We start from the raw sequence: 21749 nt of genomic DNA on the forward strand, positions 1-21749 counted from the left end.
TCATACAACGATTCTTGGATATAATAATGCGGCACATAATTGCAAAATAACAGTTATGAATATTATTATTAGCCAATCCAAGCCTGCATTTGGTATAGGACTATTTAATAAATATCCTCTTAAAAGTTCTACAATATAACTCAGAGGATTTATGTATTAATGCCTGGCCGATTTCCAGTTTTCTAACCATACCACCAGAGTACTCTTTGACAATCCTGTTTGCTGCTTCACTTAAATTTAATATGTCAAGAATATGATTAATCCTTTCTTCTCTCTCTTTTTTAGGTAAGCGCAATAATTTTGCAACAATTAGAAGATTTTCATACCCTGTTAAAGTTGAATCGGCTGATAAGGCTTGCGGTACATATCCTATTAAATTTCGAATATAACCTCCATTTTTTATAACATTTATTCCCTCTATTTTGATTTCGCCTGATGTCGGAGGCAAAAGCGTAGTTATCATACGAATTGTAGTTGTTTTTCCTGCTCCATTAGGTCCCAATAAACCAAAAACTTCTCCTTCGTTTATGGTAAAACTTATACCTGCAACTGCTTCATACTTTCCAAAAAGCTTCCTTAGATTTTTAACTTCAACAGAAAAAGGCATATAAACACCTGCTTCCAAATTAAAATTTAGCAAGTCTCACATTCTTTCAATTGATTCCAAATTAACCTCAAATCCCTGTTTAGACGTTCTACGTCAAGTCCATCAATCTTTTTCAAAATATTTGCGAGTATTGATGTACGATATTGTAAGATCTCTTTTAATAGTTTATCACCTGCTTGGGTTAATTTAAGATAAACAAGCCTTCTGTCAGTTTCATCTCGCCATCTTTCAACGAGCCCATCACTTACAAGATTGTCAACAAGCCCTGTCAGAGTGCCAGGAGCCAGCAGCAACCTTCTTTGCAATTCTTTCATGGTTATTGGGTTGTCAGCCGACAACTTGTTCATAACCCAAAACCTCGCCATTGTTATATTTTTTTCGTTGAGATAGCTTCGAGTATATAAATTTAATATGTGGTTTATCTCTCGTAAAAACATTTCTAAATTGTCTATATACCCTAGTTTCATCAATTTGCCTCCCTAATATTTTGGTTTCCAAATTATATTATAACATTATTTTTACAAAGTCAATAGGGTGTAAACATTTTATTATAAAAATGATAGATAAAGATATAAATAAATGCGTGAACAATGAGATAAATATCCTTAAAAATAATAGACAAGAAGAAAACAGTGTGGTAATCTATAAAAAGAAAGTAAAAATCAATTTGGAGGGCGTTAAATGAGTAAAATTTTTGATATTGATAGAAATGATGAATGCATTTGTGGAAGTGGAAAAAAATATAAAAAATGCTGTCTTCCTAACATAGAAAAAATTGAGAAAACCCTCTTAAAAGAAATGGAAAAAGATGACGTATTTTTACCTTATGATTATGAATTTATACGAATATTAAGTGTAATGTATGGAATTAAGCTGGATGGTAAAAATGAAGCTGTAAACGTGGAAAAATTAAAAGTATTACTAATAGAATCATTGGAAGAAAGAAAACGACAGGCGGAAGAACTTAATGAAGAAAATGAAGATGAAATAACCGAAGAATTATTTAGAAAAATTGTAAGCATATTCAGAAAAAATGAAGGGTTGAAAGACTTAAGGATCCCGGTTACTTTTATAATGAATGTAGATCTTGATAATGAGGAAGAAATGGAAAGAGTTTTAGATGAAATATCTAATACATCTTTTTTAGAAAACTATTTATTGAATTTAGCCTATTCTCTACGTACAGAAAAATTTACCGAAGAAGAAATGAAAAATATCTTTATCTGGCTTTCAATAGCAGTTATAGATAAAACTTATAAGATATTTACAACACCTATCTTAGAAGCAACGGAATTTGACCTTGTGGATGGAGAAGATGAATTAGAAAAAGTTATAAATGATGCAGAAAAATTACCTCATGACTTAGTGAAGGAGAAAGTGATGGAAATATTCTATAAATATCCTATATTTGCCGAATATTTAAGTGCCAATATGCTTATGGAAATGGAAGATGATTTAAATTATATTTTAGACCCTGAAATGGAAATTGAAATACCATTTTATGTATTTTATATATTTTATTTAAAGTTCCTTACAAAAGCTGCTGAATTCTTTAAAAAGAAAAACACAGAACAACAAGAACTTTTTGATTCTATATTTGATGAAGTGATAGATGAAATTTTTGATGAAGATATAGTTGCAGAAAAAGTGTATTTTTCTATATTAGACAAAATAGTAAAAATAGAAAAAACTACAAAAAATAATGACCTCAAAGAAAAGCTTCAAAACATATTAGAATTTTTAACTATACCAACAACATTCCAGATTAGTTTAATAAAGATAAGATTTGTTATATCCCTATCTAACTATGTTAATACTTTACCTCAAAGAATAGATGATAGCAATATGATTTTAGAAAATCTAGAACAGCTATTATCAAGAAAATTTTTTAATGAATATATAGCCTATTTAGAGTCAAAGGATTTTGAAGAAGTGCAATACTTAAAACAGCTTTACAATAAAATTGAAGAACAAAAAGCAATTATATATGATAATATGAATGCGATTGTAAATGCATTAAAAGGTTTTTGATTTTTGTTGTGTAGAAATGTTATGAATTTATAAATAAATCAAAAAGAATTAATATAAAGCTACTTTAAAGGCTTTTTAAAGTTTTAAGGTAGCTTATTTTTGTTAACATTTTAAATTTTATTATTCGATGAGATAATGGCTGACTGTGGCAAAACTTTTAAGCTTTTTCTTTTTAATTAAAAAGTTAATTAAAAAAGAGCAATTAACCACTGCCCTGGCATTGCTCTTTCCAAGATAACACATTAATTTTTCTTATATTAAAATCTGTAAATACTTGATAATCACAAAAATCTAATCTTTCTCTAACACATTCCACAAAGATTGCTTTTTATTCTTCAAAACAATTTCATCATCTTTTAGTTGAAGGGGCATAACAGACACAACAATGTGCTTTTCTTTTAACAGCTCTTTTTCAATAAACAACCATGTATGATTGTGCAACAGCTTTTGCCACCACTTTGGTGCAGTAAATTTTGGTATAATTACAGTTATTATATCTCCCTTTTGATAGTTATACTCTTCTGACTTTATATATTCTAAAAGTGGTTCGATGATTTTTCTGTAAGGTGAGTATCTGATAACTAAAGGAATAGAACAATTTAACATTTTATATCTTTCTTGCAATTTCTTTGCTTGCTCCTCGCTTATAGAAACATTGAATGCAATTACATTATCAGATATAGTCCTTGCAAACCTTAATGCTCTTACACTTGCTTTGTTTAAACTTTCTATTGGAACAATTACTCTATTTCTATAGATATTGTGTTCAATATCTAACAATTCTTTATCAGCAGGTGTTATTCTGAGCTGGTCAGCAACAGCAATATAATGAAGTTTTACTTTTACCATTGCAAGAACAAGTACAGGTATTAAAAGAACAACAATCCAAGCGCCTTCTTTGAATTTGGTTATTGCAATTATAATGACAACAACAAAGGTAGTAAGAGCTCCAAACCCGTTTATAAAAGCTTTTATGTGCCAGCTATTACCTTTATGTTTGAGCCATCTTACAAACATGCCACTTTGAGACAATGTAAATGATATAAATACACCAATAGCATAAAGACCAATTAAGGCCGAAACATTGCCTTTAAAAATGACAATTAATAAAGCAGATATTAATGAAAGAATTATTATTCCATTTGAATAGCTCAATCTGTCTCCTTTCATACTTAGTTGTCTTGGAACAAATTCTTCCTTTGCCATGACAGCTACAAGCATTGGAAAACCTGCAAAAGCTGTATTTGCAGCAAATACAAGAATTATAAATGTTGTTGCAGCAACGAAATAATACATAAAAGTTTTGCCAAAAACTTCTTGAGCCATTAAAACAAGCATTGCACCTTTTTCGGGATTTACTCGATAGTAAGTCGCCAGTAAAGATGTCCCACCAAATAATATAAAAATTATCAAAGATAAAAGCATAAGAACCATTTTTGCATGTTTTGTAGCAGGCTCTTTAAAGTTGGGAACAGCATTAGCAACTGCCTCAACACCTGTTAAGGCAGTACATCCACTTCCAAATGCTTTCAAAAGCAAAATCATTGTAACAGGGTGTATTGGATAATTTATTTTTGGTTCAGGCGGTATATAACCAGTTTTGAGCTTGAAAAATCCCGCGATTATTAGTGAAACTATCGCCAACATAAAAGCATAAGCCGGAATACCAAATATACGTGAAGATTCTCTTATTCCCCTTAAGTTTCCTATCATCAATAATAAGACTAAAAGCAAGCATATCTCCAATTTATATGGTCTTAACACACTGATAGCAGTTACAATTTGATCAACACCAGATGATATAGAAACAGCAACAGTAAGTATATAATCAACTGATAAGGCAGCACCAGCAATGATTCCTGCTAAAACTCCAAGATTGTCCTTGGCAACAATAAAGGCTCCACCACCGTTTGGATAGTTATCAATGGTTTGACTGTATGAAATCATAAGAATAAAAAGTAATACAATTATAGCTAGTGAAAGAATAGGGATTTTTTCAAACGCTAAAATTCCTACAGCAGGAAGTAATGCATATAGCATTTCTTGCCCTGCATATCCAATGGATGATATAGCATCGCTTGACAAAATCGGCAAACCCCATAAAACACCGTATTTTTCTGATTTTTCAACTTCATTTGGCAATGGTTGTCCAATTAAAACCCTTTTAATTTTTTCGAGCAAGGAAATCCTCTCCTTTGCCGATAATTTGAAGTATTAAATGGTTTTACAGTCAACTATATTATTATATTACCTTATTGCAACAAATTCAATTACTAACGTAGTTCATCCGTGTCAAGATTTTGTAGTGTAAATTGCAATATTAAACGCAACATTTATTTACATTAAATGCCATTATTTCATAACCATGTATGATACTTATATGTACTTCCCCTATAGGGGAAGTACAGTTCCATAATTTTACATATTAACTAAATCTGCAATAACTTCTGTTTTAAATTTTTTGCTCCCATTTGTTATGCTAGTTAATAGCTTGAGCTATCTCTTGCAAAAAGAATTCTTCTGGTGTCTTATATCTTAAAATTCTTCTTGGAAGTCTATTACAGTGTCTTAGTACAAACTGTTTCTTTTTTTTCATCCAGAACTCCTTCTGCAAATAACCTACTACTGCATCTGGCGACCATTTGTCTTTTAATATTTTTTCCTCTATAAATCTTAGAAATTTTTCTACTTTGGCTATTTTGAACTTTGCTTCGCAATTTTTTTTATTCTTCTTATATACTTCATACCCAATTTTCGGAAAATATTACAACCTTTTAATTTATTACAGGAGTGCTAAATTTTGATATGAACTTTAAAATCATTGCCCTTGTATAATTTACTAAAAAACTGTAAATTTCTTTTTTATCCTTTATATTTACTTTTTCTAAAAATATGGGTTCCCCAATGCAAATTTTAACTTTTGCCCTTTTTGGAATCCATTTTCCTGGAGGAAGCACTCTTTCCGTCCCTATTATCGCTATAGGAAGGATAGGTGCATTTGTTTTAACCGAAAGGAAAGCAAAACCAGGTTTAAATTCTTTAACATTTTCATTTACGCTCACCCCGCCTTCCGGAAAAACGCCGACTATATTGCCGTTTTTTAGCAAATCTATTGCTCGTTTTAATGTCCTTAAATCTTGCTTTTTTTCTTTTACAGGAAGCACACCCACAAGCTTTAAAATTATATTTAAAAACGGTATTTTAAATAGGTATGAAGCAGCAAGAAAAGTTATATAATAAGGTAATATAACCATTAGTATTAATGGATCCAATATGCTTTTATGATTTGATGCGATTATAAGAGGCCCTTTTTCAGGAAGGTTTTTCTTTCCTTCAACTTCAATTTTGATAAATATTTTAAATAAAAAATAAAATATCCACTTTCCTAAAAAGTAAAAAAATTTTCCTATAATCTTCATAGATCTTCACCCGATAAACTTATGTGTTGTTATATAAGTCCATCTTTTGAATTTCACTTTATATTATAATACTTTTTAAATTTTCCCAATAAAAATGTTTTGTAAATAAAGGGGTAAATAAAATAGGTCAAGAAAAGCCTTGGCCCGCCTATCTTCAGAGTATTTAATTTAGCAGCTTTTTTTAACATTTCCTTTGCAATAGCAATTTTATTATTTTTTTGTCTAAAAATATAATACCAAAAAATTACTGTCTGTATAACTCCTATATTTCTTTCCTTTCTGCCGTCTCTTGTTTTAAATTCGATATTTCTTTCATTAAGCTTTCTTTTGCAAAATTAATTAGCTCCTCTTCATCTTTGCCGTTATCGGGATATGTACTTATACCAAAATACCATTTACCCGGCAGTTTACCTTTAACTTTTTTTATTACAACCACTGCGCCATTAGCTCCTGTAACAGGAAGAACTAAAGCCAAAGTATTTTTATCAATCTCAAATACTGTATCTATGTCGCGAAGTCTGTTCTTTACCTGTTTTGCTATTTTTGAAATTTCTACTCTGATTTTTCCTTCGCATTGTGCCAGAACTAAAGAAAGATTTACATTGCTTCTCTTGGCCCGGTTTATTTCTTTTTTTAGCAGCTCTTTAAGTTCCGGATAGTGATCTTCTTCTTTAATGTATCCTATTAGTTTTACTACACGTTTTACAAGCTCAGCTGCTTTAAAGGGCTTAATGAGATATTCTACCGCACCAGCTTCTACTGCCTGTCTAATTGAAGGTGCTGTAGCATCTGCGCTCAATATCATTACCGGGATGTCTCTGTATTTTTCCTCTGACTTTAATTTCCGTATAAATTCAAAACCATTCTGATTCGGCAGATTAATGTCTACAATTACTAAATCAAATAATTCTTTTCTATTTTTTACTTTCAGCATCGCTTCTTCAGCGGTAGCTGCAGCTTCAACGTTATATCCTTCTGCCTCTAATATATTTTTAGCCATAAGCCGTATTAATACAGAATCATCTATTACTAGAATATTTTTACTATCTTTCCTTTCCTCCATAGTTCTTTTAGTGAGGCTTCATTACAAGCCTCTCTTTTTATCCTCCTCCCACATTATATTTCATTTCCATTTTTTATTCGCTTTTTACACAATTTCTTCCTTCACCCTTTGCTTCATAAAGCATGTTGTCTACTCGAATAAGAACTATGTCAATGGTATCAGTATCCCTATATTCAGTTACTCCAAAGCTTGCTGTTACATCCCCTATTCCTTGCAGTTCCATCCTTCATCTTGAATCATAAGTGCGTGTAATTCTTTTCCTATTATTTCTTCTCTTGAATATCCAAGTATACGCTCCGCTGCAGGGTTCCAAAAAGTTACGTTCCCTTTGTCGTCAATCATAATAATGGCATTTCCTGCAGACTCCATTATAGTGCTTAAAATCTCATTCCTTTCCTTCAGTTCTTTTTCCATTGTTCTACTCTCCGTTATATCAATCACAAGTGCTGCATATACTTTTTCTTTCCCAAATTCTACAAGTTCCAAGTGAACTTCTACTGGATAAAGAGAACCATCTTTCCTGCGGTGTACTGTGTTAAAGATAATTTGCTTCTGTTCTCCTTTAAACAGCATTCATCAGTTAATGCCTCCAATTAACTAGATTTCAGCAAATATAGCCAAATGTAACTTATAAAAACGTTTTGCTATATTTTCTGAAAATCACTCAAGACTTCTATTTCCGAAATATTATTATACTCTTTTTACTTAAAAACACAATAAAAATTTTCCTGGCATAATATTATCCCTATGATATTCTTCTGTCAAAAAACTTATAGATAGCTACATTAAGACAAGTCCAAATTTTTGGGGTAAAATTTCATTTTTGCTTAGAATAAGATTATGAGCATGAAATGAAAGCCAAAAATCAGGCATGGATTAGATGTTTTATAAATTATGTTAATCAAAAAGAACATCTTTATCCAACAAATATACAATAGTTGAAGATCTGATAATGAAGTATCAATATTTTACATTCATAGAAATTGAATTTTTAATCTAGTTGCTACTTGTCGAATTGAGGTTAAAATAAGATTAGAGTAAAATAAAGTTATTTGCATTCAATATATAAAATTGCCAATAATAGTATTACGTTCCAATCTAAAAACTAAGGGCAGGCATTCAGAAAATACCCACCCCAATTCTTGATAAAGAAACAAAATAAAAAATATGTTTGCAAAATGTTTGCAAATTTCGATTTCTAATTGTATTTCCAAAAAAGAAAACCGCAAAGCCTTGCGGTTACTGATCTTCACTGGTCTGAGTGGGGGGACTTGAACCCCCGGCCTCCAGAACCCCATTCTGGCGCGCTACCAGCTGCGCCACACCCAGAAAGAAACTATGTTCAGCTTTTATTATAAACGAGATAAAAGAAAAAATCAATAGTTAAATGATTATAAAGATTATTCCGCCTCCGCTGTCATTCACTACTCTTTCTAATGTATCTCTCAGTTTATGACTTAAGTTTTCGGGAATGGTGCCAATCTTGTTTTGCATTCCCTCTTTTACAAGGTCACTCAAGGTCTTGCCAAAAATGTTAGATTCCCAAATTTTTTCTGGATCGCTCTCAAACTGTTCTGTCAAATATTTTACAAAATCTTCACTTTGCTTTTCTGTTCCTACAACTGGCGATACTTCTGCCGTAATATCAGTTCTAAATATGTGATATGAAGGAGCAGAAGCTCTAAGCCTTACCGCAAATCTCCCACCTTGCCTTACTATTTCGGGTTTTTCAAACTTCATGTCATCAAGGCTTGCAGGTACCACTCCTACACCTGTTTTTTCAGCTTGTAAAAAAGCATCTTTAACTCTATCATACTGTCTTTTTGCATAAGCCAATTCTCTCATCATTGTCATTAATTCTTTATCACCATGAATTTCAAGTCCGCTTTCATCACTTAATATCTTAAAGAATAAGCCTTCCTGGGTTTTTATTTCAACATTTGCACAGCCTTCACCTGGAGTTATCTTCTTTATAAACACCTCAGAAAAGTTTTCATTTGCTTTAAGACCACCAACTAACTTAGGTATATCTCTTAATCTAAACAAATCTTTTATGTTTTCTTTTACTGTTTCCATTATATTTTGCTTAAGCCAATGACTTTTATCAAGAGCATCTACCCATTTAGGCAAATCAATTGCAATCTCCCGTATGGGAAATTCAAATAAGACTTTTTCCAAAATTGCATGAATGTCTGGTATTTCCATTTTAAGTACATTTAAAACAACAACAGGTACATCGTATTTTTTCTCTAATTCTTTTGCTAAATTAATTGTTTCGGGACTTTGAGGATCAGTTGTATTTAGCACTATTATAAAAGGTTTATTCAATTCTTTTAATTCTTTTACTACCCTTTCTTCTGCTGCTACATAATTTTCTCGCGGTATGTCGGTTATGCTTCCATCAGTGGTCATCACTAATCCTATTGTAGAATGGTCATTTATGACTTTTTTTGTTCCTATTTCTGCCGCTTCCTCAAAAGGTATTTCATAATCATACCAAGGAGTAGACACCATACGGGGCTTATCCCCTTCCATGTATCCCAGTGCACCTTTGACCATATATCCTACACAATCTACTAATCTCACTTTAAACCTCGTGTTTTCATTAATTGTTATCTCTACCGCTTTTTCAGGAACAAATTTAGGCTCAGTAGTCATTATGGTTTTGCCTGCTGCACTTTGTGGCAATTCATCTTTTATTCTCTCTTTTTGGGGAAGATTTTCTATGTATGGCAGTACTAATATGTCCATAAATCGCTTAATAAAAGTCGATTTACCTGTTCTCACTGGGCCTACTACTCCTATGTAGATATCCCCTTGTGTTCTTTCTGCAATATTTTTATAGATATCGTAGTTTTCCAACCCATTTCCCTCCTTTTTATATCCCCATATCCTTTTCTTCTCACTCATATATATATGCTTTAACAGTACATTTATATGTAAAAAATATTGAAATATAATAAAATCTCCGGAAAACCGGAGATCAAATACCGTGCAATTCATGTTTTTTATCTCTCGTCATAAGGCTATAAACAGCCTCATAGGGATTTTTACCCTCAAAAAGTATGGAATAAATTTCTTTAGTTATTGGCATTTCTATTTTATGAATTTGAGAAAGTCTGTAGGCGGATTTTGTAGTATTAACTCCTTCTACTACCATTCCTATCTCTTTTAATGCTTCTTCTAAACTTTTACCTTTACCTATAAGTATCCCTGCTCTTCTATTTCGTGAAAGCATGCTGGTACAAGTGACAATGAGGTCTCCTACACCTGCCAAACCTAAAAACGTCAACGGATCAGAACCTAACGCGACACCCAAACGAGTAATTTCCGCAAGACCTCTTGTCATAAGAGCAGCTTTGGTATTATCGCCAAATCCAAGCCCGTCTGAAATTCCAGCTCCCAAGGCTATAATATTCTTTAATGATCCTCCTAATTCCACTCCCACAACGTCCTTGTTTATATACAACCTAAAGTTTTCATCCATAAAGGCATCTTGCACTACCTCACAAGCTTTAACATTTAAAGAGGCTAAAACACAGGCTGTAGGAATTTGCCTGACTACTTCCTCAGCATGACTAGGACCTGACAAAACAACTACATCATTTGAAAGATATTCTTTTATGACTTCAGACATTCTTTTTAAAGTGGAAGTCTCTATTCCCTTTGCAAGATTTACCACAATAAAGTTTTTATCAGCTACCTCTTTTAATTTTTCCGATATCTCTCTCACAGCATGAGAAGGTACTGCGATTACTACTATTTCAGAGTTAGTTACTGCCTCTTTTAAATCAGTAGTAATGGAAATTTCTTGAGGAATATCAACATCAAGATATTTTTTATTGTGACGAGTAGACACAATTTCCTCAAACTGATTTTTATCTCTCAGCCACAATGTAATTTGATGCCCAAGTCGGTTTAAGTGTATCGCTATAGCTGTTCCCCAACTTCCCGCACCTAATACTGATATTTTCATGACCACTTTCCTTTCTCATTTTATTTCCGTCTTTTGTCCCAGCTTGGATTCTGTTCCCGCCAGCAAACGTTTTATATTAGAACGGTGTTGGAAAATTGCTAAAGATGCCAGAATAAGCGAAAATATGAATATTTGTGTTGAATTCCAAAAGATTGCATTTAAAAGCACAAAAGTAACCGACCCTGTTATGGACCCTAAAGATACGTATTTTGTCAAAACAATTACTGTAACCCCAATTGCTAAGGCTATGAGCCCTAAAAGAGGACTTACAGTCATTACAACTCCAACACTTGTAGCAATTCCTTTTCCACCTCTAAATTTTAAAAACACAGGCCAGTTATGACCGCATACCACTGCTATTCCTGCAATCATAGCACCAGTATTACCCATTAAATACTTACCGATTAATACGGCTATTACTCCTTTTAACACATCCAATGCAAAAACAGGAGCTGCAGCTTTATATCCTAATACTCTCAAAACATTAGTAGCTCCTGCATTTCCACTTCCATAATTGCGAATGTCTATGTTTCGCGTGTATTTTGTAAAAATATATGCATTGTTTATGCAACCAATCAAATAAGCAATGATGGCCGTTAAAACAGCGTACATATTTCCCCCCCTTTCTCTTTTAATTTTCTCCTCTTTTTTTAGTAGAAATCACAATAGGTACCCCTTCAAAGCCAAAATTTTGTCTTAATGTATTCTCAATAAATCTTAAATAGGAAAAATGCATCAGCTCTGGTTCATTGACAAATACTACAAAAGAAGGTGGCTTAATTCCTACTTGTGAAGTATAATATACTTTTAATGGTTTGCCCTTATCAGCAGGTGGCGGAAACATAAGTATAGCTTCATTTAGCACATTATTTAAAAGACCAGTAGTAATTCTTTTATTATATTCCTCCCACACTTTATCTACAGTCTCTAAAACTCTGTGTACTCTTTGCCCTGTTTTCGCTGAAATAAATAGTATAGGAGCAAAAGATATAAAAGATAGTTTTTCTCTTACCATCTTAGTATACTCATTAACAGTATTATTATCTTTTTTTATTGCATCCCATTTATTAACAACTATGATGATTCCTTTTCCATTCTCAAACGCATATCCTGCTATTTTAGTGTCCTGTTCTGTTGGACCTTCTGTAGCATCTATCATCAAAAGGCATATATCAGACCTTTCAATTGCAGCTAAAGCTCTTAGTACACTGTACCTTTCTATAGATTCGCTAATTCTACTTTTTCTACGTATCCCTGCTGTATCAATAAGAACATAGTTCTTCCCATCTTTTGAAAAAGGAGTATCTATTGCATCCCGTGTAGTGCCAGGTATGTTACTGACTATTACCCTTTCTTCTCCTAATATTTTGTTAACTAGTGAGGATTTCCCCACATTAGGTTTGCCAATAACAGCAATTTTAATTGTCTCTTCAGTGTATTCTAACTCTTCCTGTGGCAATCTTTTTACTACTTCGTCTAAAAGTTCTCCGATGCCCAACCCATTTGACGCTGAAATTGGAATGGGATTGCCTAAACCAAGACTAAAAAAGTCATAATAAGTAGGAGGCATTTCTTTAAAACTGTCCACCTTGTTGCAAACCAAAATAACTTCTTTTTTTGCTCTTCTTAAAATGTTTGCTATTTCTTCATCTTCTGGCATTAAACCTTCTTTTGCATCAACTAAAAATAATATTACGTCAGAAGTATCAATTGCTGCTTCCACTTGTAAACGAACTTTTGAAAAGAGAATATCTTCAGCATTTGGGTCTAATCCTCCTGTGTCTACTAATATAAATTTTTTGTCCAGCCATTCTGCATTACCGTATATTCTATCCCTTGTAACTCCTGGTTTGTCTTCAACAATAGAAATTCTCTTTCCCATAATCTTATTAAAAAGAGTAGATTTACCCACATTTGGCCTACCTACAATACTCACCATTGCACCTGCCATACTATCACCTTCCACTCTGTATCTTTTGTAAAAATTCTTTTCCATCCACTGGTGAAACCATAATTTGTGCACCAAGTTCCTTTTCTACTTCTTCAACTGTCATATCATCAAGAAAAACATTTGAACTTTCTCTTAGCATGACATCGGGAATAACTAAAACTTCCCCATTTACTTCGCCTTTTAATTGGTTTATTATATCTCTCCCCACCACAAGTCCAGCTACCGTGATGTTGTGACCAAAAAACTCATTGTGTATCTTCTCCACTTTTACATTAAACCCTGTTTTTCTTAATTCTTTCGCTACTTCTTCCATAAAATTATAGGCAGCTATTCCTGTAACAATAAGGTAAGGGGTGGTGTTTATATTTTTCCCTTTATTCGCTTTTAATCTTTTTAGACTCCTTTCAAATTGATGTTTAAACAATGCCATAAGTCCTACGCCATTTTCTATTTGAGGGAACCCCTCGTAATAATAATAAGAAGGTATAGTAACACCTGCCATCACATAAAACTCATCTGATAAAAAAACAAAAGAAGAACCTAATTCTTTCTTTAATTTCTTTTGCCATGAAGACACTTGTTCGACTACATTTTTAGCTTCTTCTTTGGTAAATGTCCTAAGTTTATAAAGTCTCTCTCTGTGGTCTGTAAGTCCTACTGGAACAACTGCTATTGATTTTACTCCTGGATACAAGCTCGACAAATCCTTGATAGTTTTGTCAAGAATTTTGCCATCATTTATTTCTGGACATAATACGATTTGACCATGTACCTCAATTCCGTTTTTACAAAGCTTTTTTAATTTATCCATTATACCTTTTGCATTCGGGTTATTTATCATTTTCACTCTTACATCATCATCAGTGGCATGAATTGAAACATATAAGGGAGAGAGCTTATATTTTATTACCCTGGCAATTTCCTCTTCACTCATATTAGTCATAGTAATAAAATTACCTTGTAAAAAGGAAAACCTATAATCGTCATCCTTAAATAAAAGAGATTTGCGGACTCCTTTAGGTAACTGGTCAATAAAGCAAAAAATACACTTATTTCTACAATGTTTTGGTTTGTCAATTATTTCTTCTTCAAAGACTAACCCTAAATCCTCATCATAGTCTTTTTCCACTTCAAAAATATATCTTTCTCCTGTAGCCTTTTCAATTTCTAATTGTATAAACTCATTTGACACTTCATATCGATAATCTATTATATCAATTATTTCTTTTCCGTTTAATGTAATGAGTTTGTCTCCTTTTTGTATATCTAAATCCCATGCTATACTTCCTTTTATTACATCTTTTATATTTATTTTATGCATATTTTTCCTCCTAAATTAACTCCTCTCTTTTCAATTATGAATTAATCCTATCAATACGTCAAGACCTTATTTGCAACTTTGTTTTAATATCTGTTACTAATTTTACGAAATTGTTGTATTTTTTCAATATACCATATACCGTTATAGGCCTACCTAAAAAGATAATTCCTAAGCGCCTTGACGTAATACCTCCAATCTTTGTAGTAAGTCCTATGGTAGGAAGTGCATCTACCACCAATATGTCCTTTTTTGAAATTCCATATAAAGACAAAAAACTATAAATAGCCTTTGTAACTATTTGTCTTCCATTTCTTGCTCCTACAATATACACTTCATTGCCAAACTCATCCTTACCCATATAAAAAAGAGTGCCAATTTCATCGTTGGAAGTTTTATCATAATGAGGAAGAGAAACAATTTCTTCATAAGTAGGCACTCTGTCAATAGGCAAAAGTCCTATGTGTATAGAAGCAGCTACAACAGAAGAGTGGGCACTTCCATAACACATATATACAATAATCACAAGCCTATCACCTCATAGTATTTTTTTATATCTCTCTACAAATCTTTTTATATTCTTGTGTCTCATCAAATAGTAATTATATAAAAAATTGTCTATAGTTTGTGTTAGTATTTTCTTACCTCTTAGATTCATCAGCACTTTAAAAAAAATTACATCATAGTGGGAAGTGTCTATAAAAATTATATCTTCTTTTATTTTAAAAACTTCCATCAAATCATACAAAGTTTTCTTGATATTTTCACTAAAATTTTTCATTCCTATTATGAAGACTTCATTTTGATTATTATCTTTCCCAATAAATCTCATTTGTCCATAATCAACTTGAAACAAAAAAGGAATTTTAAAAAATTCCTCTTTTTCAATTTTGGATTTGTCATTTAAATGAAGATATGCACATATAGGAGAAGAATAGCACCCATAATAGCTATAATACACTACTTTCATAGATACCACCTAATATTGTTTAACTAAAATAAATACTCCATTTTCAAGGTCGTGAACGGCTGCCTTAAAAATTCTGCTCAAATACATAGAAAGCTTTTGCTGTTCTTCTTCATTTTCTACATAAATGATGGGTGCAGTACCACTTGAGACATTGTCTTTTGCTTTTCTTAAAGCTACTATTGCTATTATATATCCTGTAACATGTACTTCCATTCTATCACCTCAATTGAAAGCTTTTCTCGCGCCCCTTGACTTTGAAGGATACTTTCTTACAGTTTCAATTGCTGGCACATTCTTTATAATTTCCACAAATGCATCTATATCAGGCTTCATCGCTACCATAACCACAATAATATCTCCATTTTCATTGTTGTTCATAGTAAGAGGAGCTAATTCAGGAGTATCAATATTCATTTTTAATCCTAATTGATTAGCAGCTTCATGGAGAATAGCCTGTCTTATTCCTAAGTTATTTATGGAAATTAAACTATCTAACCCTTTCGGACGTATTATAACAGCCATTCCAAATTTCTCTATTATTTCTCTTCCTTCTTTTAGACCTATATCTGCTAAAACCACATCCTCAACGCACAATAAAGGTCCTTTAAAAACAATCTTTGAAGGAAGAACTTCAGCAATATCTCTAATATAAGCGATTTTCATTACATAACGAGACAAATAAATTGCTAATCCTCCCACAATTGTACCTATTATAACACTTTTAGAAAGATAAACTGCCAAAGAAGTAAGAGCAGCTACTGCCATAGCAATATAGTTTCTTGCTTCAAAAATTTTAGCTATATTTTCTATATACGCTGCTCCTCTTGGAACTAATTCTGTTGCTTCCATTTTTTCTAAGCTGGCTCTCTCTATTTCTCTTACTTCTTTAAATTGTTGTGCTGCCAAAGCTAAAAAGGTGACAGCAGTGTACTGTTTTTCAATTAATGCAGGCACAGAAAAAGCTCCTAAAGCCGCTGAAATTATCCCTAAGGTTAAATGAGTCATATAACCTTGAGGATAAGTAGGATACTGCCTATAGTCCACTCTTAAATATATAAAGCGGGCAAGTGTCCCCAAAGCAATTCCACAAACCACAATATTGATATAAAATTCATGATTTATGCTCATGGCTCATCTCCTTTTTTCCGCCTAAACTTACCCAAATAACTTGCAAATTCTTTGCGCGTAGCTTTAGAAAACTTGTGATACATCTCTCGCCCACCAGTACTCAAAAACATGAAAGCTACTGCTGACACTACGACAACTCCAATCAAAACCCATATTCCGGTACCTGCAGCTTTGTTCTGTCCAGGAAGCGGTCTTTGAGCTTTTGTAACAGTACCTACTTGTTTTTGCTCATCTGAACCATAAAGTGCTTTAGTCAATATGTCTGCTATTAAAGAAGCAGAAACTTCTGCTCTTTCTCTTGTATGAGAATAAGTACCAAATTCTAACAATAAAGAGTTTGGAGTCAAATCTTGATTAAAATCTCCTTTTCCAAAAAATATATCCTTGATCATGTTTGGATATGTCTTATCCGCAATAGCTTTTATCCTATAGGCTAATTGCTGATTTGCTTTTAAATTAGGATTGTTTCGTCCTAAGACAATTCTTACGCCTGTAGCATTCTTCCCTGCAATTTTTCGTATATATTCTTCGAGTGGTACTGCATCTCTATGAACATCCAAAAGTAGGTCCGGTTTAAAATCCTTTAAAAGTTTGACCGCTCCAGTTCTTGATCGGCTGTATGCCATAGCATCATGAGGTAGATACAAAGTCCTGTCCACTTTGACTGTGACTCCTTTTGCCTCTAAAGCTTTTTGTAAGGCAGCATCTACTTTGTATATGCCGCCATGTCCATTGATACTTGCAGCGCCATCTGAAGGAAGATAGGATTCGTCACTGTGGGTAGAATATATCGCCACTCTTTTTTCACCAGTATTTTCTGCTACTGCCATTGCTTGTAAAATTTCTTCTATATTCACATCTGGAAGTTTTTCTGTTTGCAAATACTTTGCATAAGCTGTATTTTCATTTTTATTCACTTTGAACACTTCATACAATTTATTATCTCCTGATAAATATCTATCCCCCTTATAAACCTCCATTGCAGTTCTGAAAAGTACTTTATTTGTCTTTGCATCATACACTGTGTAATAATCGGGTTGTAATTCAGCCTGCTTCTCTGCATAACTGCTAATAGAAAAAGATAAAAATCCAATAACCAATAAGATTAATATTGTAACTTTATTCATCTTCCTTTTGTTCATTTTTATCACCCTCTTCTTTTTTGTTAGTATCTATCAAGCTGCTAGCCATACCCTCCCTAGGTTCAAGATGCTTTTTAGAAGTACCTCCTTGTATTTTTTCTCTTGTTTCCCCAATTATTTCAGACAAAAACACGGCAATTATCATAGATATAACTACCGAATCAAAAAATCCAGCTCCTCCTATGGATACGGCTCCTCTTGTCCCTGTCAAGTAGTTTGAGACTGCCTGCATTACATTTGCCAGTATTATTCCCATCACCCCTGCAATAAAAGCACTTCTTCTCGAACGTGAAAAAAGATACGCAATTAAACCTCCAACAATACCATAAATATACTTAGGCTCAATAATCATGGCTTCAGGTTCTGCAGGAAGTATTCGCCCTGCAATAAAAACAGCTATTCCTGCAACAATTGATACTACAACTGCATTTACTCTTTCTCTGGTACTTTCTGCTTTCAAAAAAAGATACACACATACTGCTATAGGGATAACAGCTCCACCTATGTTTATAGACACAGTTTTTGTTATAGGAATATTAGGTATTAATGTCCCTATAATCATCCCAATTATCACCAAAAAAGCCCATGTATCTGTCATTTTCATCCTATCTAATACTCTATGGGCAAATCCGAACAAAACGACCAATCCTGTAATAGAAAGCAAAATATAGCTTAATGGCATCAAAATCACTCCCTAACTTTTTTTCTTAAAAATATGTTTTACACAATGCAAAAAAAATATGCAAAAAGCGCTCACTTTTTCGAGTGAGCGCTTTTTGCATTTCAATTTAAATCTATATGTTCACCGGTATCTAGATAAATTACCCATTCACATATATTAGTTGCATGGTCAGCAATTCTTTCAAGATAACGAGCAACAAACAAAAATTGTGTTGCCTGGTCAATGTTTCTAGGGTCTTCCATCATATATGTCAAAAGTTCTCTAAAAATCTGTTTGTAAAGAGCATCTACTATATCGTCTTTTTCGCCAATAGCTCTCGCCAGTTCTAAATCTTGTCGTACATAGGAATCCAAAGACATTTTAACCATTTCTCTTACAATTTCTGCCATTCTTGGAATATCGATTAAAGGTTTTATATAATTTTGATGAGCAATCCTCAACGTAGTCTTTGCTATATCTACTGCATGGTCCGCCATTCTTTCTAAATCTGTAACAATTTTAAGACCCGTCAAAACTATTCTCAAATCTCTTGCAATTGGCTGCTGGGTTACAATAATCTTTGCACACTTATTATCAATTTCTACTTCTATTTTGTCTATTCTGTCATCGTCATCTATAACTTTCTGAGCTAATTCTGTATCATGGTTTACTAAAGAAGCAATAGAATTTGCTATGGCCTCTTCTACAAGGCTACCCATTTTTAAAACATCATAATGAAGTTCTTCTAATTCTTTTTCAAAATGAGTACGATTCACTGTGTCACCTCCTTTTAACCGAATCTTCCAGTAATGTAGTCTTCCGTCCTCTTATCTTTAGGATTATAAAAAACCCTGTCTGTTGGTCCACTTTCAATTAATTCACCATTTAAGAAAAAGGCCGTGTAATCTGACACTCTTCCTGCTTGTTGCATATTATGAGTTACTATTATTATTGTATATTTATTTTTCAACTCATTAATTAATTCCTCAATTTTCATAGTAGAAATAGGATCTAAGGCTGAAGTAGGCTCGTCCATCAAAATTACCTCTGGTTCTACTGCCAATGTCCTAGCAATACAAAGCCTTTGCTGTTGGCCACCAGACAAACTGAGAGCTGATTTGTCGAGCCTATCTTTTACTTCATCCCATAAAGCTGCAGCTTTCAAACTTTTTTCAACAATTTCATTTAACTTTTTTTTGTCTTTTATACCATGAATTCTTGGGCCATAAGCTACATTGTCGTAAACCGTCATAGGAAAAGGATTAGGTTTTTGAAAAACCATTCCTACTCTCTTTCTAAGTTCAATAACATCCACTTCTTTATATACATCTTGACCATCAAGTAAAACAGTACCACTTATTTTAACTCCCTCAATAAGATCGTTCATCCTATTCAAAGTACGAATAAAGGTAGATTTACCACAACCAGAGGGACCTATAAGTGCCAAAACGCTATTCGCTTCTACATCCAAAGTTATTTTTTTGAGGGCTTGGACATCTCCGTAAAACAAGTCTAAATCTTTGACCTGTATTTTTTTCATTTACCAGTCATTCCCCTTCCTATTAGCTATATTATACCATTTTATTTTTCTCCTGTCATTCTTTTATATAATGTATTTCCTAACCATCTAGCAAGAATGTTGAAGATCAATACCATTAGCAATAAAACTGCTGCAGCACCGTCTGCAATCTGTCTTGCATCAGGTGCTAACCCCTCACTATTTACCTTCCAAATATAAACAGCCAAAGTCTCTGCAGGCCTAAAGATATTTAAAGGCGAAGTAGGACTTGAGGGATTTAAGTTTGAAAAATTCAAGGCAGGGCTACTCATGCCTGCAGTATACAACAAAGCAGCAGCTTCTCCAAAAATTCTTCCAGCAGTTAAAATTATTCCTGTTATAATTCCAGGCATTGCAGCAGGCACTACAACTTTTACAATTGTTTGCCATTTAGTAGCACCTAAAGCGTAACTTGCCTCTCTTAAACTATTGGGCACACTTCTAATCGAATCTTCACTTACTCTTGTCATTACAGGAAGATTTAACACCGTAAGAGTAAGAGCTCCTGCAACGAGGGAATAACCCCATCCAGTCATGGTTACAAACACTAAAAGTCCAAAAAGACCTACTACAATAGAAGGCATTGAAGATAAAGTTTCTGCTGACAACCTTATAATTTCCGTTAATAAACCCGGTTTTGCATACTCTGCCATATAGATTCCTGCACCTAAGCCTATGGGAACAGAAATTATCAAAGTTATTATTAATAATTGTAATGAATTAAAAAGCTGTGGCCCTATGCCTCCTCCTGCTTCCATAAATTTTGGAGGGGAAGTTAAAAAATCTATATTCAGTTTAGTTCTCCCTTGATACAATATATAACTTATTAATGAAACCAAAAGCAAGATTAAAAACACAGCAACAACGTAAAAATATATATTCGCTATTTTATCATACAGTTTAGATTTCATTTATACATTCCCCTCCTGCCAACCAATTTAATTACAATGATGAAAGTAAAAGATATCATAAGAAGGAGTAATGCCAAAGACCAAAGGGCATCATTCCACACAGTACCCATTACTGTATTTCCCATGTCCATTGTAATGATAGAAGTTATAGTACTCATAGGTTCTAAAAAAGATTTAGGAATCACTGGTCGATTTCCTATAACCATTTGAACTGCCAAAGCTTCTCCAAAAGCCCTTGCCAGTCCTAATACAATAGCAGTTAAAATTCCCGGTTTCGCTGCAGGAAGAATCACATGTCTTATTGTTTGCCACCTTGTCGCACCGAGAGCATAACTGGCTTCTCTTATCTCCGTAGGTAACGACTTTATAGCATCAGTGCTAACACTGGTAATTGTAGGAAGTGTCATAATCGTGAGAACTAATATACCTGCCAACAAACTAAATCCCAATCCTCCAAAATGTTTACTTATAAAAGGAACTAATACTGTAAGACCAACCCAACCGTACACTACAGAAGGAATGCCTACGAATATTTCAATAGCTGGTTGTAAAATCTTTTGACCTAATTTTTTAGCAATTTCTACCATAAAAATTGCAGAGGAAACTCCAATAGGTGCGCTTATCATAATAGCAAAAACAGACACATATATAGAACCTAATATAAATTGTAATGCCCCTACCGCAGGTACCTCTCTATCAGGCTTCCAGGTAGTAGAAAACAAAAATTCTTTTATAGAGATACCATCTTTTATAAAAGTGGAAAGACCTTTAGATGCTACAAATAAAAAGAGAGAAACAGTGATAATTATTAATAGCAAAGCAGATATGAAAACGATAGCCTTTCCAAACGAATTAACCAATTTCCGCTTTCTTTCATAATTTTTATCAACTGTCATGTGCTTTCCCCCATTTATGAATTATAAGAAATTATAATGACAATAATGGCACTTCTTTTATAGTATCAACTCTAAAAAAAAAATTCATTAAATTTATGTTAAATATGTGTTAAATCTA

Annotated in this window: 23 protein-coding genes and 1 tRNA gene; 1 reads left to right on the forward strand and 23 read right to left on the reverse strand. The window is 33.1% G+C overall.

All coding sequences use genetic code 11. From position 1 onward, the window contains the following. Nucleotides 1-100: 100 nt before the first annotated feature. Entirely contained in the window at nucleotides 101-607 is a 507-nt protein-coding gene (locus TETH514_RS09900; RefSeq protein ID WP_003870120.1) for an ABC transporter ATP-binding protein, read from the reverse strand. A 26-nt stretch (nucleotides 608-633) separates the two neighbouring features. Further along, nucleotides 634-1074: a MarR family winged helix-turn-helix transcriptional regulator gene (locus tag TETH514_RS09905; protein ID WP_003867965.1), complete on the reverse strand. Its 441-nt coding sequence runs from the start codon at nucleotides 1072-1074 to the stop codon at nucleotides 634-636. Nucleotides 1075-1288: 214 nt separating this feature from the next. Here TETH514_RS09905 and TETH514_RS09910 point away from each other — a divergent pair, with 214 nt between their 5' ends. Next, nucleotides 1289-2638, forward strand: a complete 1350-nt coding sequence (locus TETH514_RS09910) for an SEC-C domain-containing protein (RefSeq protein ID WP_009052528.1) — start codon at nucleotides 1289-1291, stop codon at nucleotides 2636-2638. Nucleotides 2639-2929: 291 nt separating this feature from the next. On the opposite strand, the gene TETH514_RS09915 is transcribed toward TETH514_RS09910, so the two are convergent. From TETH514_RS09915 to pstC, 21 genes are all read right to left on the reverse strand, one after another. Continuing rightward, entirely contained in the window at nucleotides 2930-4819 is a 1890-nt protein-coding gene (locus TETH514_RS09915; protein WP_003867963.1) for an APC family permease, read from the reverse strand. Nucleotides 4820-5412: 593 nt separating this feature from the next. Then, nucleotides 5413-6057 carry a lysophospholipid acyltransferase family protein gene (locus tag TETH514_RS09920; RefSeq protein ID WP_003867962.1) on the reverse strand — a complete coding sequence of 215 codons (645 nt, stop codon included), beginning with the start codon at nucleotides 6055-6057 and terminating at the stop codon, nucleotides 5413-5415. A gap of 262 nt (nucleotides 6058-6319) precedes the next feature. Beyond that, entirely contained in the window at nucleotides 6320-7120 is an 801-nt protein-coding gene (locus tag TETH514_RS09925; RefSeq protein WP_003867961.1) for a response regulator, read from the reverse strand. Nucleotides 7121-7193: 73 nt separating this feature from the next. After that, nucleotides 7194-7343, reverse strand: coding sequence for a diguanylate cyclase (locus TETH514_RS13195; protein ID WP_003867960.1), 150 nt, complete (start codon nucleotides 7341-7343; stop codon nucleotides 7194-7196). Continuing rightward, the gene (locus TETH514_RS09930) at nucleotides 7325-7693 is read right to left on the reverse strand and encodes a PAS domain S-box protein (protein WP_003867959.1); all 369 of its coding nucleotides are present in this window, start codon (nucleotides 7691-7693) and stop codon (nucleotides 7325-7327) included. The genes TETH514_RS13195 and TETH514_RS09930 overlap by 19 nt, the downstream gene beginning before the upstream one ends. 680 nt (nucleotides 7694-8373) lie before the next feature. Continuing rightward, nucleotides 8374-8449 (reverse strand) — tRNA-Pro (locus TETH514_RS09935). Between the two features lie 54 nt (nucleotides 8450-8503). Continuing rightward, nucleotides 8504-9982 carry a stage IV sporulation protein A gene (spoIVA, locus tag TETH514_RS09940; protein ID WP_009052529.1) on the reverse strand — a complete coding sequence of 493 codons (1479 nt, stop codon included), beginning with the start codon at nucleotides 9980-9982 and terminating at the stop codon, nucleotides 8504-8506. Nucleotides 9983-10103: 121 nt separating this feature from the next. Beyond that, nucleotides 10104-11096 (reverse strand): NAD(P)H-dependent glycerol-3-phosphate dehydrogenase, encoded by a 993-nt coding sequence (locus TETH514_RS09945; RefSeq protein WP_009052530.1) that lies wholly within the window; start codon nucleotides 11094-11096, stop codon nucleotides 10104-10106. Between the two features lie 15 nt (nucleotides 11097-11111). Beyond that, nucleotides 11112-11708 (reverse strand): glycerol-3-phosphate 1-O-acyltransferase PlsY, encoded by a 597-nt coding sequence (gene plsY / locus TETH514_RS09950; RefSeq protein ID WP_009052531.1) that lies wholly within the window; start codon nucleotides 11706-11708, stop codon nucleotides 11112-11114. A 19-nt stretch (nucleotides 11709-11727) separates the two neighbouring features. Further along, entirely contained in the window at nucleotides 11728-13047 is a 1320-nt protein-coding gene (gene der, locus TETH514_RS09955; protein WP_009052532.1) for a ribosome biogenesis GTPase Der, read from the reverse strand. 4 nt (nucleotides 13048-13051) lie between these two features. Beyond that, the gene (locus tag TETH514_RS09960; RefSeq protein WP_009052533.1) at nucleotides 13052-14368 is read right to left on the reverse strand and encodes a DUF512 domain-containing protein; all 1317 of its coding nucleotides are present in this window, start codon (nucleotides 14366-14368) and stop codon (nucleotides 13052-13054) included. A gap of 58 nt (nucleotides 14369-14426) precedes the next feature. Beyond that, a complete protein-coding gene (locus TETH514_RS09965) occupies nucleotides 14427-14891 on the reverse strand; it encodes a DUF3189 family protein (protein ID WP_009052534.1) in 465 nt (154 codons plus the stop codon). A gap of 12 nt (nucleotides 14892-14903) precedes the next feature. Then, a complete protein-coding gene (locus TETH514_RS09970) occupies nucleotides 14904-15335 on the reverse strand; it encodes a DUF3189 family protein (RefSeq protein WP_003867952.1) in 432 nt (143 codons plus the stop codon). 9 nt (nucleotides 15336-15344) lie between these two features. Next, a complete protein-coding gene (locus tag TETH514_RS09975; protein ID WP_003867951.1) occupies nucleotides 15345-15548 on the reverse strand; it encodes a hypothetical protein in 204 nt (67 codons plus the stop codon). Nucleotides 15549-15557: 9 nt separating this feature from the next. Continuing rightward, nucleotides 15558-16463 (reverse strand): YIEGIA family protein, encoded by a 906-nt coding sequence (locus TETH514_RS09980; RefSeq protein WP_003867950.1) that lies wholly within the window; start codon nucleotides 16461-16463, stop codon nucleotides 15558-15560. After that, complete coding sequence (gene spoIIP, locus TETH514_RS09985) at nucleotides 16460-17605, reverse strand: stage II sporulation protein P (protein WP_009052535.1); 1146 nt, start codon at nucleotides 17603-17605, stop codon at nucleotides 16460-16462. The genes TETH514_RS09980 and spoIIP overlap by 4 nt, the downstream gene beginning before the upstream one ends. Next, nucleotides 17583-18287, reverse strand: a complete 705-nt coding sequence (locus TETH514_RS09990; protein WP_003867948.1) for a DUF1614 domain-containing protein — start codon at nucleotides 18285-18287, stop codon at nucleotides 17583-17585. The genes spoIIP and TETH514_RS09990 overlap by 23 nt, the downstream gene beginning before the upstream one ends. 101 nt (nucleotides 18288-18388) lie before the next feature. Next, nucleotides 18389-19042 (reverse strand): phosphate signaling complex protein PhoU, encoded by a 654-nt coding sequence (phoU, locus tag TETH514_RS09995; RefSeq protein WP_012268757.1) that lies wholly within the window; start codon nucleotides 19040-19042, stop codon nucleotides 18389-18391. A 14-nt stretch (nucleotides 19043-19056) separates the two neighbouring features. Beyond that, entirely contained in the window at nucleotides 19057-19806 is a 750-nt protein-coding gene (gene pstB, locus TETH514_RS10000; protein ID WP_009052536.1) for a phosphate ABC transporter ATP-binding protein PstB, read from the reverse strand. 41 nt (nucleotides 19807-19847) lie between these two features. Next, entirely contained in the window at nucleotides 19848-20735 is an 888-nt protein-coding gene (gene pstA / locus TETH514_RS10005; RefSeq protein WP_003867944.1) for a phosphate ABC transporter permease PstA, read from the reverse strand. Next, on the reverse strand, nucleotides 20732-21631 hold the full coding sequence (gene pstC / locus TETH514_RS10010; RefSeq protein ID WP_003867943.1) for a phosphate ABC transporter permease subunit PstC: 900 nt from the start codon (nucleotides 21629-21631) through the stop codon (nucleotides 20732-20734). Before pstC ends, pstA begins: the two co-directional genes overlap by 4 nt. Nucleotides 21632-21749 lie beyond the last annotated feature (118 nt).

The organism is Thermoanaerobacter sp. X514, from assembly GCF_000019065.1.
Lineage (GTDB): Bacteria > Bacillota > Thermoanaerobacteria > Thermoanaerobacterales > Thermoanaerobacteraceae > Thermoanaerobacter > Thermoanaerobacter pseudethanolicus.

Bases quoted from the DNA above. Each gene is read 5' to 3' on its own strand.
- TETH514_RS09920 (WP_003867962.1), bottom strand. From the start codon at position 6,057: ATGAAGATTATAGGAAAATTTTTTTACTTTTTAGGAAAGTGGATATTT.
- TETH514_RS09900 (WP_003870120.1), bottom strand. From the start codon at position 607: ATGCCTTTTTCTGTTGAAGTTAAAAATCTAAGGAAGCTTTTTGGAAAG.
- TETH514_RS09990 (WP_003867948.1), bottom strand. From the start codon at position 18,287: ATGCCATTAAGCTATATTTTGCTTTCTATTACAGGATTGGTCGTTTTG.
- pstC (WP_003867943.1), bottom strand. From the start codon at position 21,631: ATGACAGTTGATAAAAATTATGAAAGAAAGCGGAAATTGGTTAATTCG.
- pstB (WP_009052536.1), bottom strand. From the start codon at position 19,806: ATGAAAAAAATACAGGTCAAAGATTTAGACTTGTTTTACGGAGATGTC.
- TETH514_RS09945 (WP_009052530.1), bottom strand. From the start codon at position 11,096: ATGAAAATATCAGTATTAGGTGCGGGAAGTTGGGGAACAGCTATAGCG.
- plsY (WP_009052531.1), bottom strand. From the start codon at position 11,708: ATGTACGCTGTTTTAACGGCCATCATTGCTTATTTGATTGGTTGCATA.
- TETH514_RS09930 (WP_003867959.1), bottom strand. From the start codon at position 7,693: ATGCTGTTTAAAGGAGAACAGAAGCAAATTATCTTTAACACAGTACAC.
- TETH514_RS09970 (WP_003867952.1), bottom strand. From the start codon at position 15,335: ATGAAAGTAGTGTATTATAGCTATTATGGGTGCTATTCTTCTCCTATA.
- TETH514_RS09925 (WP_003867961.1), bottom strand. From the start codon at position 7,120: ATGGAGGAAAGGAAAGATAGTAAAAATATTCTAGTAATAGATGATTCT.
- TETH514_RS09910 (WP_009052528.1), top strand. From the start codon at position 1,289: ATGAGTAAAATTTTTGATATTGATAGAAATGATGAATGCATTTGTGGA.
- TETH514_RS09905 (WP_003867965.1), bottom strand. From the start codon at position 1,074: ATGAAACTAGGGTATATAGACAATTTAGAAATGTTTTTACGAGAGATA.
- der (WP_009052532.1), bottom strand. From the start codon at position 13,047: ATGGCAGGTGCAATGGTGAGTATTGTAGGTAGGCCAAATGTGGGTAAA.
- pstA (WP_003867944.1), bottom strand. From the start codon at position 20,735: ATGAAATCTAAACTGTATGATAAAATAGCGAATATATATTTTTACGTT.
- TETH514_RS09980 (WP_003867950.1), bottom strand. From the start codon at position 16,463: ATGAGCATAAATCATGAATTTTATATCAATATTGTGGTTTGTGGAATT.
- TETH514_RS09960 (WP_009052533.1), bottom strand. From the start codon at position 14,368: ATGCATAAAATAAATATAAAAGATGTAATAAAAGGAAGTATAGCATGG.
- TETH514_RS13195 (WP_003867960.1), bottom strand. From the start codon at position 7,343: ATGGAACTGCAAGGAATAGGGGATGTAACAGCAAGCTTTGGAGTAACT.
- TETH514_RS09975 (WP_003867951.1), bottom strand. From the start codon at position 15,548: ATGGAAGTACATGTTACAGGATATATAATAGCAATAGTAGCTTTAAGA.
- spoIIP (WP_009052535.1), bottom strand. From the start codon at position 17,605: ATGAACAAAAGGAAGATGAATAAAGTTACAATATTAATCTTATTGGTT.